Source organism: Nocardioides sp. HB32, from assembly GCF_054058995.1.
This window is the reverse complement of sequence record NZ_JBSSBS010000001.1, coordinates 2,767,245-2,779,559: the sequence shown is the minus strand read 5'-3', so window position 1 is coordinate 2,779,559 and position 12,315 is coordinate 2,767,245. Positions and strand designations below refer to the sequence as shown.

General features: G+C 73.0%; 13 protein-coding genes. All 13 read right to left on the bottom strand.

What is annotated here, in order from left to right; translation table 11 throughout:
- Window positions 1–86: 86 nt before the first annotated feature.
- Entirely contained in the window at window positions 87–878 is a 792-nt protein-coding gene (locus ACVW2K_RS13975; RefSeq protein ID WP_457202902.1) for an SIMPL domain-containing protein, read from the bottom strand.
- Window positions 879–1,013: 135 nt separating this feature from the next.
- Window positions 1,014–1,445, bottom strand: coding sequence for a type II 3-dehydroquinate dehydratase (locus tag ACVW2K_RS13970; protein WP_457202901.1), 432 nt, complete (start codon window positions 1,443–1,445; stop codon window positions 1,014–1,016).
- A complete protein-coding gene (gene aroB / locus ACVW2K_RS13965) occupies window positions 1,442–2,539 on the bottom strand; it encodes a 3-dehydroquinate synthase (RefSeq protein WP_457204069.1) in 1,098 nt (365 codons plus the stop codon). The genes ACVW2K_RS13970 and aroB overlap by 4 nt, the downstream gene beginning before the upstream one ends.
- An 11-nt stretch (window positions 2,540–2,550) precedes the next feature.
- Complete coding sequence (locus ACVW2K_RS13960; RefSeq protein WP_457202900.1) at window positions 2,551–3,057, bottom strand: shikimate kinase; 507 nt, start codon at window positions 3,055–3,057, stop codon at window positions 2,551–2,553.
- The gene (aroC, locus tag ACVW2K_RS13955) at window positions 3,054–4,232 is read right to left on the bottom strand and encodes a chorismate synthase (protein ID WP_028636761.1); all 1,179 of its coding nucleotides are present in this window, start codon (window positions 4,230–4,232) and stop codon (window positions 3,054–3,056) included. Before aroC ends, ACVW2K_RS13960 begins: the two co-directional genes overlap by 4 nt.
- 40 nt (window positions 4,233–4,272) lie before the next feature.
- Complete coding sequence (locus ACVW2K_RS13950; protein ID WP_457202899.1) at window positions 4,273–4,983, bottom strand: prepilin peptidase; 711 nt, start codon at window positions 4,981–4,983, stop codon at window positions 4,273–4,275.
- Complete coding sequence (locus ACVW2K_RS13945) at window positions 4,980–5,798, bottom strand: shikimate dehydrogenase (protein WP_457204068.1); 819 nt, start codon at window positions 5,796–5,798, stop codon at window positions 4,980–4,982. Before ACVW2K_RS13945 ends, ACVW2K_RS13950 begins: the two co-directional genes overlap by 4 nt.
- A complete protein-coding gene (gene mltG / locus ACVW2K_RS13940) occupies window positions 5,795–6,964 on the bottom strand; it encodes an endolytic transglycosylase MltG (protein WP_028636763.1) in 1,170 nt (389 codons plus the stop codon). Before mltG ends, ACVW2K_RS13945 begins: the two co-directional genes overlap by 4 nt.
- On the bottom strand, window positions 6,964–7,431 hold the full coding sequence (gene ruvX, locus ACVW2K_RS13935) for a Holliday junction resolvase RuvX (RefSeq protein ID WP_028636764.1): 468 nt from the start codon (window positions 7,429–7,431) through the stop codon (window positions 6,964–6,966). Before ruvX ends, mltG begins: the two co-directional genes overlap by 1 nt.
- A gap of 2 nt (window positions 7,432–7,433) precedes the next feature.
- A complete protein-coding gene (gene alaS / locus ACVW2K_RS13930; RefSeq protein ID WP_457202898.1) occupies window positions 7,434–10,130 on the bottom strand; it encodes an alanine--tRNA ligase in 2,697 nt (898 codons plus the stop codon).
- A complete protein-coding gene (locus ACVW2K_RS13925; protein ID WP_051548928.1) occupies window positions 10,130–10,408 on the bottom strand; it encodes a DUF6167 family protein in 279 nt (92 codons plus the stop codon). Before ACVW2K_RS13925 ends, alaS begins: the two co-directional genes overlap by 1 nt.
- Window positions 10,405–10,908 carry a hypothetical protein gene (locus ACVW2K_RS13920; protein WP_457202897.1) on the bottom strand — a complete coding sequence of 168 codons (504 nt, stop codon included), beginning with the start codon at window positions 10,906–10,908 and terminating at the stop codon, window positions 10,405–10,407. The genes ACVW2K_RS13925 and ACVW2K_RS13920 overlap by 4 nt, the downstream gene beginning before the upstream one ends.
- Window positions 10,909–10,954: 46 nt before the next feature.
- On the bottom strand, window positions 10,955–12,310 hold the full coding sequence (locus ACVW2K_RS13915; protein ID WP_457202896.1) for a replication-associated recombination protein A: 1,356 nt from the start codon (window positions 12,308–12,310) through the stop codon (window positions 10,955–10,957).
- Window positions 12,311–12,315 lie beyond the last annotated feature (5 nt).

Genomic DNA, 12,315 nt, shown 5'->3' with positions numbered 1-12,315 from the left:
GTACGTCGGTGGGTTCGGGAGGTCGCCCGGTCTCCGGGCACCAGCGCACGAGTCTATCGGCAGGACCTGCCCGCGGCAGAATCCCGCTACGCGAGCTCCCACACCATCCGCACGGTCACGGTGGTGCGCTCCTTGCCGGCCCTGATCGGCAGCGGCTGCATCGCTGCGGCGTCGTAGCTCAGCCCGCGCGCCAGCGAGACGCCGTTCGTGGGGCTCGGCAGCGGCTTGACGTGCACCTCGCGCAGCGTCATGACCTCGCCGAGCGTCTGGCCGGACGCCGCGGCGTACTGCTCCGCCTTGGCCTTCGCCTCGGCGACCGCCGCGTCGCGAGCCCTCGCCGTGGCGGCGTCCGGGTCACCGACCAGCAACCGCAGCCCTGAGATCCGCACGTCGTTGCCGCCGGCGGCGACGGCCGCCGCGACCGCCTCGCCGCCGTTCTCGAGGTCCTTGACCAAGACCGCCGCGCGCTGCGTGACGCGGTAGCCCGTGATCGTGGGCGGGTCGTAGGGGTGGTAGTCGTACACCGGCGTCATGGACAGGCCGGTGGTCTGCACGTCGCCCTTCGCGACGTCGTACTTCGCCAGCGAGCCGAGCACCTGCTCCATGGTCGTGCTCGCGGCGTCCAGGGCGGCTCCGAGGTCGGTGCGCGTCAGGGTGACGCCGACGCCGAAGGAGAGCTGGTCGGGCACGGCGGTCGCGTCGCCGCTGCCGGTCATCGTCAGCACCCGTGAGGGTGTGCTGTCCGTCCGGTCCTCGGCCGCCTGGGCCGGCGTTCCGCCCCCGCCGCCGCTGCCCAGCAGGTAGGCGACCACCAGGCCCAGGGCCACGAGGGCCGCGAGAAGGATGCTGCGCACGCTCACCGTCACGTTGCCGTTCATGGCGGATCGGACGGCCCCCTCATCCGTTCGGTTCCCGCGCTGACGGTCGAGTCGGGACTTCGGACGGTTCACTCGGGAGATTCGGACATCGGAGCGACCAGAACCTCCCGACTCGAGTGGTGGAAAGTCCCCGATTCAACGGCGGGCGAGGGCCTCGATGGCGATGCGGTAGCCGTCGGTGCCGTGGCCGGCGACCACCTGGGCGGCGTACGGCGTGACGACGGAGGTGTGCCGGAACTCCTCGGGGCGCTGGTGGGGGTCGGAGATGTGCACCTCCACGAGGGGTGCGGTCAGCTGCGCGCAGGCGTCGAGGATCGCGTACGAGTAGTGCGTCCACGCGGCGGCGTTGAGCACGACGGGGTTCCCGTCGTCGGCGGCGGCGTTCAGCCAGTCCAGCATCTCGCCTTCGTGGTTGGTCTGCCGCACCTCGACGTCGATGCCGAGGTCGCGACCCCACGCCACGCACTGGTGGGCGAGCTCGGCGTGCGTCGTGCGGCCGTAGATCTCCGGCTGCCGCCGGCCGAGCCGGCCCAGGTTCGGGCCGTTCAGGACCAGGACCGGCGTCATCGGGCGCCACCGATCGCGGCGTAGGCGTCGCGGAGGTCGACGACCGACGGCCCGGCCAGCACCGTCGGTACGGCGAGGTCGGCCAGCACCACGAACCGCAGCTGCGAGCCGCGCGCCTTCTTGTCGATGCCCATCGCCTTGTGCAGGTCCTCGAAGGACGCCTTGGAGTACGTCGTGGGCAGCCCGACGCGTGCGAACGCCTCGTGGTGCCGGTCGACGACGTCGGCGGCGAGCGTGCCGGCCCGCGCGGCCAGCTCGGCGACATACACGCACCCGATCGAGACCGCCTCGCCGTGCCGGATCCGGTAGTTCTCGGTGCGCTCGATCGCGTGGGCCATGGTGTGGCCGTAGTTGAGCACCTCGCGACCCGGGTGACCACCGGAGCCGCCGGTCTCCCTGAGGTCCGCGGTCACCACGTCGACCTTCACCCGGACGGCGCGCTCGACGAGCTCGCGGAGGACCGCGGAGTCGGCGGTGATCGTCCCGGCGTCGTGGTCCTCGACGAGGTCCAGGATCGCCGGGTCGGCGATGAAGCCGCACTTCACGACCTCGCCCAGGCCGGCGACCAGCTCGGCGCGCGGCAGGGAGCGCAGCAGGCTCAGGTCGCAGAGCACGCCGGCCGGCTCGTGGAACGCACCGACGAGGTTCTTGCCGCTGCGGGTGTTGATCCCGGTCTTGCCCCCGACCGCCGCGTCGACCATGCCGAGCAGTGTGGTCGGCACGTGCACGACCCGCACCCCCCGCAGCCAGGTCGCGGCCACGAAGCCGCCCAGGTCGGTCGTCGCCCCGCCACCGAACGTCACGATCGCGTCGGAGCGGGTGAAGCCGGCGTCGCCGAGCGCCTCCCAGCACGAGACGGCGACGGCGGCCTTCTTGGCGCGCTCCCCGTCCGGGATCGGCAGCACCATCACGTCGTACGCCGCCGCCAGCGAGTCGAGCACCGGCCGGACCAGCTCCGCGAGCACGTCGGAGAACACGACCGCGACGCGCTGCACGCCGACCCCGAGCATCTGCGGCAGCCGCTCGGCCAGGTCGTGGCCGACCACGACGTCGTACGGCGACGCGCCGGCGACCCGCACCACGGTCTCCCGCACCTTCCTCGGCGTCACGACGGTTCCTCTCCTGCCAGCGCTGCGACGATCTCCTCGGCGACATCCTCCGGGCTCCGCCCGTCGGTGTCCACGACCAGGGTGGCGACCGACTCGTAGACCGGGGTGCGCTCGTCCAGCAGGGTCTTGATCCGGCTGCGGACGTTGCCGAGCAGCATCGGGCGCGAGGTGCCGAGACCGACCCGCTTGACCGCGTCGGCGAGCCCGACTCGCAGGAACACCACGTGGTGACCGGCGAGCAGGTCACGGGTGCCGGGGTCCATCACCGCTCCCCCGCCGAGCGCGAGCACGCCGTCGTGCTCGGCCAGTGCCGCGGCGACCGCCTCCCGCTCCAGCGCGCGGAAGGTCTCCTCGCCGTCGTCGACGAAGATGTCGGCGATGGTCCGGCCGGTCGTCGCCTCCACGTCGTGGTCGGTGTCGCGGACGGAGGAGCCGAGGCGCGCGGCGACGAGGCCGCCGACCGTCGTCTTGCCGGCGCCCATCGGGCCGATCAGCACGATCATCGGTAGCGGAGCGAGTCGAGGTACGCCCGGGCGTTGCGCTGGGTCTCGGTCACCGAGTCGCCCCCGAACTTCTCGAGCACCGCGTCGGCGAGCACCAGCGCCACCATCGCCTCCGCGACGATGCCGGCGGCGGGTACGGCGCACACGTCCGAGCGCTGGTGGTGCGCCACCGCCTCCTCGCCGGTGCTGACGTCCACGGTCCGCAGGGCCCGGGGCACGGTGGCGATCGGCTTCATCGCGGCGCGGACCCGGAGCACCTCGCCGGTGCTCATGCCGCCCTCGGTGCCGCCGGAGCGGCCGCTGACCCGGCGCAGGCCCTCGTCGGTCGGCACGATCTCGTCGTGCGCCTGCGAACCGGGGGTGGCCGCCAGCTCGAAGCCGTCCCCGACCTCGACGCCCTTGATCGCCTGGATGCCCATCAGCGCACCGGCCAGCCGGGCGTCGAGCCGGCGGTCCCAGTGCACGTGCGAGCCCAGGCCCGGCGGCAGCCCGTGCACCACGACCTCGACGACGCCGCCGAGGGTGTCGCCGTCCTTGTGCGCCTGGTCGATCGCGGCGACCATCTGCTCGCTGGTGCCCGGGTCCAGGCAGCGGACCTCGTCCTCGTCGAGGCGCGCGACGTCGTCCGGCTCCGGCCACAGGCCGGAGGGCGCGCGGACGCCGCCGAGCTCGATGACGTGGGAGACGACGCGGGCACCGACGGACTGCTCCAGGAAGTTGGACGCCACCCGGCCCAGCGCGACCCGCGCGGCCGTCTCGCGGGCGGACGCGCGCTCGAGGATCGGGCGCGCCTCCTCGAAGTCGTACTTCTGCATGCCGACCAGGTCCGCGTGGCCGGGCCGGGGCCGGGTCAGGGGCGCGTTGCGCGCGAGTGCGTCCAGCTCGGCCCGGTCGACCGGGTCGGCGGACATCACCTTCTCCCACTTGGGCCACTCCGTGTTGCCGACCTCGATCGCGACCGGACCGCCGATCGTCTCGCCGTGCCGGACGCCGCCGACCAGCGTGACCTGGTCCTGCTCGAACTTCATCCGGGCGCCGCGGCCATAGCCCAGCCGCCGCCGGGCCAGGGAGTCCGCGACGTCGGCGGAGGTGATGCGGACATGGGCGGGCAACCCCTCGAGGATCGCGACCAGGGAGGGGCCGTGGGACTCACCCGCGGTCAGCCAGCGCAGCATGCCGCCAGTCTTTCACGACCGGTCCGGTGCGGATTCACCCTCACCCGGAGACGAGACCGGTCCAGAGCGGGTCGGCGAGCACCACGCCGGCGAGGGCACCGGCCAGCAGGAACGGGCCGAAGGGGTACGCCGCCTTCAGCACACCCCGGTCGCGCCGGAGGACCGCGAGGAGCAGACCCGGCACGGCGAACGCCAGGAAGGCGCTGTAGACGCCGACCAGCACCTCCGCCCAGCCCAGGTACGCCAGCGCGAACCCGAGCACCGCCGAGAGCCGGACGTCGCCGAAGCCCATGCCGGGCGGGTGGATCCACCAGAGCGCGTAGAAGAACGCGAACACGGCAGCGGCTCCGGCACCGGCCCGCACCAGCGCGTCGGCGTCGCCCTCCAGCCAGGCGCTCAGGCAACCGAGCACCGTGACCGCGGCGAACGTCGGCCACACGACGACCGTCGGCAGCAGCCGCGTCCGCAGGTCGATGACCGCGAGCGCGACGCCGACCGGCACCAGCGGGAGCAGGAAGACCAGCGGCCACGCGAGCCCGACCCCGAGACCGACCAGCCCCCCGGACACCAGGCAGCAGCCGACGGCGACGGCCGGCAGGGTGCGCTCGGCCGCGATGGCGGCGTACGGCGTCTTCGGGTGCTCGGGGTCCGGAGCCGGCTCGGGGACCCGCCGGATCAGCACCGGCACCAGCAACCCGGCGGCGCTGCAGGCGACGGCCCCGATCGCGACCGCGGCCGGGTCGACGCTCACCCCGGGGCCTGTCGGGACGCGAGCTGCCGCTCGCCCGCCTCCCGCATCGCGTCGAGCGGTGCGGGCTGCCCGGTGAAGAGCTCGAACTGGAGCACGGCTTGGTGGACCAGCAGGTCGAGGCCACCGACCAGCACGCGGTCCCCGCCGACGGCTGCCGCCAGCGGCGTCGGCCACGGGTCGTAGACGACGTCGAACACCACCGGCGTCGACGCCGACCGAGCGACCAGCCCGGCGTCCTGCGCGGCGGCCGGCACGGTCGAGACCACGACCTCGCCGACGACCTCGCCCCCGGCCAGCGGGAGCACCTCGACGTGGGGGCCGGAGGGGTGCGCGGCGATCGCGGCCGCGGTGTCCGCGGCGCGCCCGGGCGTCCGCGCGAGCAGCCGGACCGCCGTGGCGCCCAGCTCGCAGAGCGCCAGGCCCGTCGACGCCGCGGTCGCTCCGCCGCCGAGCACGGTGCCCGTGGTCACCGGCCCGCCGTAGCGCTCGCGGACGGCCGCGACCGCGCCCGGCAGGTCGGTGTTGTCGGCCAGCACCACCGCGCCGTCCTCGACGACCAGGGTGTTCACCGCCCCGGCGAGGTGGGCCCGCTCGCTAACGGCCGTCGCCAGTGCCAGCGCGCGCCGTTTGAGCGGCATCGTGAGCGACAGCCCACGCCAGGACCCGTCGAGCCTGTCGAGGAACGGCCCGAGCCCCTCCTCCGCCACGCGGACGGCGTCGTACTCCCAGTCGAGCCCGAGCGCGGCGTACCCGGCCCGGTGCAGGGTCGGTGACAGCGAGTGGGCGATCGGGTCACCGAGGACGGCACACCTCAGCAGGCACCGCCCGACTCGGTGTCGCAGTAGTGCTGGAGCTCCGCCTTGTACTGGAGGAACTCGTCGTAGGTCTCGGCGAACTTCGTCTCGCCGGTCTTCAGGTTGACCGTCACGTAGTAGTACCAGTCACCGTCCGCGGGGTTGGCCGCCGCCTGGATCGCGTCGTCGCCCGGCGCCTCGATCGGCGTCGGCGGCAGGCCGGTGTTCGTGTAGGTGTTGTACGGCGAGTCGATCTGGAGATCCGCCGTCGTCGGAACCGCACCCAGCTGGTTGCCCGCCGCGTAGTTCACCGTCGCGTCGATCTGGAGCAGGCCGTTGGTCTCGTCGCCCTCGAGCCGGTTGTAGATGACCCGGGCGATCTTCGGCATGTCGTCGCCGCGGCCCTCGGACTGCACCAGGCTGGCGACCGTCATCAGCTCGGCGGGCGTGTAGCCCAGCTCCGCGGCCCTCCCCTCGAGGTCCGCGTCGTCGGCCGCCTGCTTCCAGCGGGTCACCATGTCGGTCAGCATCGACTTCGGCGTGGCGTCCGGGCCCCAGTCGTAGGTAGCCGGGAAGAGGTACCCCTCCGGGTTGCCGTTCGCGTAGTCCGGCAGCCCGAGCTGCTCGGGATGGTCGAGGACCTTCTCGAAGTCCTTCTTGGAGAAGTCGGTCTCCTTGGCCAGCACGGCGACCGTGTCGACCGTCCGCAGCCCCTCGCGGACCGTGACGGTGCTCTTCACCATGTTCGACGGGTCGACGAGGATGGTGACGACGTCGTCGGCCGCCATCTCCTTCTTCAGGGGGAAGTAGCCCGCCTGCAGGTTCGACCAGTCGGGGTTGCCGTTGGCCGCGTCGATGAACGCGTCGACGGACTCCACGACGCCCGCGGCCTTGAGCCGCCGGCCGATGGCGCCGGCCGAGTCGCCGCTCTTGACCTCGAAGGTGACCTTGCCGTGGCCGGGCCCGGGATAGTCGGCTGCCGAGGAGAACTGGTCGCCGATCTTGTCGACGCCCCACGTCACGACGAAGTAGAGGCCACCGACGATCACGGCGAGCGCGACCAGCACCGCCAGGCAGCCCGGCACGCTGCGACTCTTCCGGCTGCGACGCCGGCCCGGCTCGTACGGCGTGTCGTCGCCGATCAGCGGCGGCTCCTCGCCGAGAGTCACGTCGTGCTCGTCGGTCATCAGGTCTCCTCGACGATCTCGCCGGGCGGGTGCCCGGTGGCGCGTTCCGTGTCGAGCGCGTGCTGGAGGATGAGCACCGCTGCAGCCTGGTCGACCACGGCGCGCCGCTTTCCCCCCTTGCGGCCCTGGTCGCGCAGCATAGCCTCCGCGGACACCGTGGTCATGCGCTCGTCGACCAGACGCACCGGCACGGGCGCGAGCCGCCGGGCCACCGCGGCGGCGAACTCGCGCGCCTTGGCCGCCGCCGGACCCTCCCCGCCGGACAGCGAGCGCGGCAGCCCGACCACCACCTCCAGCACCGGGGAGCCGCTCTCCTCCTCGGCCGCGATCGCCGCGATCCGGGCCAGGTCCCCCTTGCCGCGGCGCACGGTCTCGACCGGGGTCGCGAGGAACCCGGTCGGGTCGCTGCGCGCCACCCCGATCCGGGCGTCCCCGGGGTCGATGCCGAGACGTACGCCGTGGCGCAAGCTCAGCCCCCGACCCGGCCGACCTCGGCGGTGACCAGCGCCAGCGCCTCGTCGATCCGGGTGCTGTCGGTGCCGCCGCCCTGCGCGACGTCGTCCTTGCCGCCGCCCTTGCCGCCGACCAGGGGGCCGACCGCGCGGACCAGGTCGTTCGCGCTCAGGCCACGGGCCCGCGCCTCGTCGTTCAGGGCCGCGACGACCGACACCTTGCCGTCCGCCGCGCCGATGACGACGACCACACCGGGCTCACCCCGGGGCAGGCGGCCGCGCACGTCGAGCGCGAGCGTGCGCACGTCACCGCCGCCAGCGCCGTCGGCCCGGTGCGCGACCACGTTGACCGGGCCGACCTTCGCCGCTCCGGCGGCCACCTCAGCACCGGCGGCGAGCAGCTGCTGGACGCGGACCTTCTCGATCTCCTTCTCGGCGACGCGCAGCTTCTCGACGATGTCGTGGACGCGCTCGGGGAGCTGCTCCGGGCGCACCTTGAGCGTCTCGGACAGCTGGTTGACCAAGAGGTGCTCGCGGGCGAGGAACCGGTAGGCGTCGCTGCCGACGAGCGCCTCGACCCGCCGCACCCCGGACCCGATCGACGACTCGCCGAGCAGCTTGATCACGCCCAGCTTGCCGGAGCTGCCGGCGTGCGTGCCGCCGCACAGCTCCCGCGCCCAGTCGCCCACGCTGACGACCCGGACCCGGTCGCCGTACTTCTCGCCGAACAGCGCCATGGCGCCGGAGGCGACCGCCTCCTTCTGCGTCATGATCTCGGCGTGCACGGCGAGGTCGTCGAGCACCACGTCGTTGACCCGCGCCTCGACGTCGACCATCACCGACTCCGGGACGGCGCCGGTCGCGGAGAAGTCGAACCGGAACCGGCCCGGCGAGTTCTCCGAGCCCGCCTGCGTCGCGGTCTCCCCGAGCGCCTCGCGGAACGCCTTGTGCACCATGTGGGTGGCCGTGTGGGAGCGCGAGATGGACCGCCGCCGCTCGATGTCGACCAGTGACTGCGCGGACAACCCGGCGGTGACCTCGCCCTCGAGAACGCGCACGTGGTGCGCGACCACGCCGGTGACCGGCGACTGGACGTCGAGCACCTCCAGGCGCGCGCCGTTCTCGAGCTCGATCACGCCCTGGTCGGCGAGCTGGCCGCCGCCCTCGGCGTAGAACGGGGTGCGGTCGAGGACGATCTCGACCAGCTCGCCCGGGCCCGCCGAGCGCACCACCCCGCCGGCCGCGACGATGCCGCGCACCGAGCCCTCGTCGACGACGGTGTCGTAGCCGGTGAACTCGACCGGGCGGCCCATCGCGTCGGCTACCTCGCGGTACGCCGAGGCGTCGCGGTGCTGGCCCTTCTTCGCCTTCGCGTCGTCCTTCGCGCGCTGCCGCTGCTCGTTCATGAGCCGGCGGAACTCCGCCTCGTCGACGGACAGGCCCTGCTCGGTCGCCATCTCGAGGGTCAGGTCGATCGGGAACCCGTAGGTGTCGTGCAGCGCGAACGCCTTGTCGCCCGACAGCTGGGTGCCGCCGGCCTGCTTCAGCTGATCGGTAGCCTGGTCGAAGATCGTGGTCCCGGCCCGCAGCGTCTGGCGGAACGCGTGCTCCTCCGCGAACGCGACCGTCGAGATCCGCTCCCAGTCCTGGTGCAGCCGGGAGTAGGTCTCGCCCATCTTGTCGCGGCTGACCGGGAAGAGCTCCGGCAGCGCCGGGTCGTCGTACCCGAGCAGCCGCATCGAGCGGACCGCTCGCCGCAGCAGCCGGCGGAGCACGTAGCCCCGCGCCTCGTTGCCGGGCGTGACGCCGTCCGCGATCAGCATCATCGAGCTGCGGATGTGGTCGGCGACGACGCGGAACCGGACGTCGTCCTCGTGGTCGGCGCCGTACCGGCGCCCGGTGAGCTCCTCGGCCTTCGAGATGACGGGGAACATCACGTCGATCTCGTACATGTTCGCCTTGTCCTGGAGCAGGAGCGCGACCCGCTCGAGGCCCATGCCGGTGTCGATGTTCTTCTTCGGCAGCGCGCCCGCGATGTCGAAGTCCTCCTTGGAGCGCACGGCGGACAGCTCGTCCTGCATGAAGACCAGGTTCCAGACCTCCAGCAGCCGGTCCTCGAGCTCGAACGGCATGTCCGGACCCAGCGCGGCCGGGTCGAAGTCGGGGCCGTACGCCGGCCCGCGGTCGTAGAGGATCTCCGAGCACGGTCCGCCGGGACCGGGCACGCCCATCGACCAGTAGTTCTCCTTGCGGCCGAGCCGCAGGATCCGCTCGTCGGGCAGTCCGGTGATCCGCCTCCAGAGCCCGAGCGCCTCGTCGTCGCCGTCGAGGATCGAGGGGTAGAGCCGGCTCTCCTCCAGCCCGAAGCCGCCATCGGCAACCGGCTTGGTGACCAGCTCCCAGGCGAGCTCGATCGCGCCCTCCTTGAAGTAGTCGCCGAAGGAGAAGTTGCCGCACATCTCGAAGAACGTGCCGTGGCGCGTGGTCTTGCCGACGTCCTCGATGTCAGGGGTGCGCACGCACTTCTGCACGCTGGTCGCGCGCGGGTACGGCGCGGGCTCCTCCCCGAGGAAGTACGGCTTGAACGGCACCATCCCGGCGTTGACGAACAGCAGGTTCGGGTCGTCCAGCAGCAACGAGGCCGACGGCACCGGGGTGTGTCCGTGCGACTCGAAGTGAGCCACGAACCTCCGGCGGATCTCGGCGGTGTCCATCAGGTGCTGCCTTCCTCGGTGGGCCGGATCGCCTTGTGGCGACCCTCGGTGAGCTCAGGTGTTCCATGAGGCACGAGGCCGAGCTTCTCGCGCAACTCCGATTCCTTCTCGGCCTGCCCCTGGGCCACCTCGTCGCGGAACATCCGGGCGCCCACCTGCAGCGCGCCGAGCCGGTCCTTGAGCCCGTCGACGGTGAACACCTCGGCCGCACGCCGGCCCCGCACCATCACGTAGACGGCGGTACCGGCCCCGGCAGCGAACCAGAGCCCGCGCCTCATGCCGCGGAGTCCCTCGGGTCCCGGCGGAGCGAGTCGCGCTCGCGCGCCTCCCACTCACGGCGCGCCTGGCGGGTGTCGGTGCGACGCTGCTTGCGCGAGCGCTTCACCTCGCGCCTCATCTCGAACCGGATCCGGTTGCGGCTCTCGGGATCGAGCGCCCGGCGGACGCCGTGGGCCAGGGACGCGGCCTTCACCACGGTCTCGCGGAGTACGACGTCGGTGAACAGCGCCGCGCCGACCTGCGGCGCCGGCTGCTCCGGGTCCTCGGTCCGGGGACGTCCGAGGTCGGTGATCACGAACTCGGTGTCCGCCGGTCGTGGCCCGGGCCGCGCCAGCCGGCGCTCCAGCTCGTCGAGCTGGGCACGCAGCGCGGCGGTCTCGGCGCGGGTGGCGGCGAGCTCGCGCTCGGTCCCGGACCGCGCGCGCAGCAACGCGGCAGCGAGCCCCAGCGCGAGCAGCGCCAGCACCACGGCCGCGGCGGGCACGATCCAGTCCTGCATGGTTCCCGACCCTATCGCGGGTCCCGCGGCCCGGCGCGTGGTGGTTTCACTCGCCACGGATGAGGCGGCGCACCCGCTCCCAGCGCTCCCTGATCGCGGCCTCGGCGCCCAGCTGCGTGGGCTGGTAGTACTCGCGGTCCAGCACCACGTCGGGCGCGTACTGCTGCTCGGCGACGCCGAAGGGCTCGTCGTGGCTGTACTTGTACGCCGCTCCGTGCCCGAGCGTCTTCGCCCCGGAGTAGTGCGCGTCGCGCAGGTGCGGGGGGACCTGTCCGATCTTGCCCGCGCGGACGTCCGCGAGCGCGGCCCCGATCGCGGTGGTGACGGCGTTCGACTTGGGCGCGACCGCGAGTGCGATCGTGGCGTGGGCCAGTGTCAGCTGGGCCTCGGGCATGCCGATCAGCTGCACGGTCTGGGCGGCGGCCACGGCCGTGGTGAGCGCGGTCGGGTCCGCGAGCCCGATGTCCTCCGAGGCCAGGATCATCAGACGGCGGGCGATGAACCGCGGGTCCTCGCCGGCCTCGATCATCCGCGCCAGGTAGTGCAGCGCCGCGTCCGCGTCCGAGCCGCGCACGGACTTGATGAACGCGCTGACGACGTCGTAGTGCTGGTCGCCCTGCCGGTCGTAGCGGACGGCGGCCCGGTCGACCGCCGTCTCGGCGGTGCCGAGGTCGACGGTGTGGAGGCCCTGGGAGGTCGCCGCGCCGGCGGCGGCCTCCAGGTAGGTCAGCGAACGGCGGGCGTCCCCGCCGGCCAGCCGGACCAAGTGGTCGAGGGCGTCCTCGTCGACCTTCACGGTCCCGGCGAGCCCGCGCTCGTCGGTCAGGGCCTGGTCGAGCACGGCACGGACGTCGTCGTCCGAGAGCGACTCGAGCCGGAGCAACAGGCTCCGGCTGAGCAGCGGCGAGATCACGCTGAAGAACGGGTTCTCGGTCGTGGCCGCGATCAGCGTGACCCACCTGTTCTCGACACCGGGCAGCAGCGCGTCCTGCTGGGCCTTGCTGAACCGGTGCACCTCGTCGACGAACAGCACCGTCTCCCTGCCACCGGAGACCAGGTCGGCGCGGGCGGCGTCGATCGCGGCGCGCACCTCCTTCACACCGGCGGAGACCGCGGACACCTCGACGAAGCGCCGGTCCGTCTGCTGGCTGACGATCGAGGCGATCGTGGTCTTGCCGGTCCCCGGCGGCCCCCACAGCAGCAGCGACATCGACTGGTCGCCCTCGACCAGCCGGCGCAGCGGCGAGCCCGGGGCGCGCAGCTGCTCCTGACCGACCAGCTCGTCGAGCGTCCGCGGCCGCATGCGGACGGCCAGGGGCGCAGACGCGTGCGTGTTCGCGTTCAACGCACCGCCCCCGGTGCGCGCAGCGGAGCCGGGGGCGTCGAAGAGTCCGTCGTCCATGGCGT

What these genes read in the sequence shown, in the direction of transcription:
- ACVW2K_RS13975 (WP_457202902.1), bottom strand. Translation starts at nt 878, where the DNA reads ATGAACGGCAACGTGACGGTGAGCGTGCGCAGCATCCTTCTCGCGGCC.
- ACVW2K_RS13970 (WP_457202901.1), bottom strand. Translation starts at nt 1,445, where the DNA reads ATGACGCCGGTCCTGGTCCTGAACGGCCCGAACCTGGGCCGGCTCGGC.
- ACVW2K_RS13960 (WP_457202900.1), bottom strand. Translation starts at nt 3,057, where the DNA reads ATGATCGTGCTGATCGGCCCGATGGGCGCCGGCAAGACGACGGTCGGC.
- aroC (WP_028636761.1), bottom strand. Translation starts at nt 4,232, where the DNA reads ATGCTGCGCTGGCTGACCGCGGGTGAGTCCCACGGCCCCTCCCTGGTC.
- mltG (WP_028636763.1), bottom strand. Translation starts at nt 6,964, where the DNA reads ATGACCGACGAGCACGACGTGACTCTCGGCGAGGAGCCGCCGCTGATC.
- alaS (WP_457202898.1), bottom strand. Translation starts at nt 10,130, where the DNA reads ATGGACACCGCCGAGATCCGCCGGAGGTTCGTGGCTCACTTCGAGTCG.
- ACVW2K_RS13925 (WP_051548928.1), bottom strand. Translation starts at nt 10,408, where the DNA reads ATGAGGCGCGGGCTCTGGTTCGCTGCCGGGGCCGGTACCGCCGTCTAC.
- ACVW2K_RS13920 (WP_457202897.1), bottom strand. Translation starts at nt 10,908, where the DNA reads ATGCAGGACTGGATCGTGCCCGCCGCGGCCGTGGTGCTGGCGCTGCTC.
- ACVW2K_RS13915 (WP_457202896.1), bottom strand. Translation starts at nt 12,310, where the DNA reads ATGGACGACGGACTCTTCGACGCCCCCGGCTCCGCTGCGCGCACCGGG.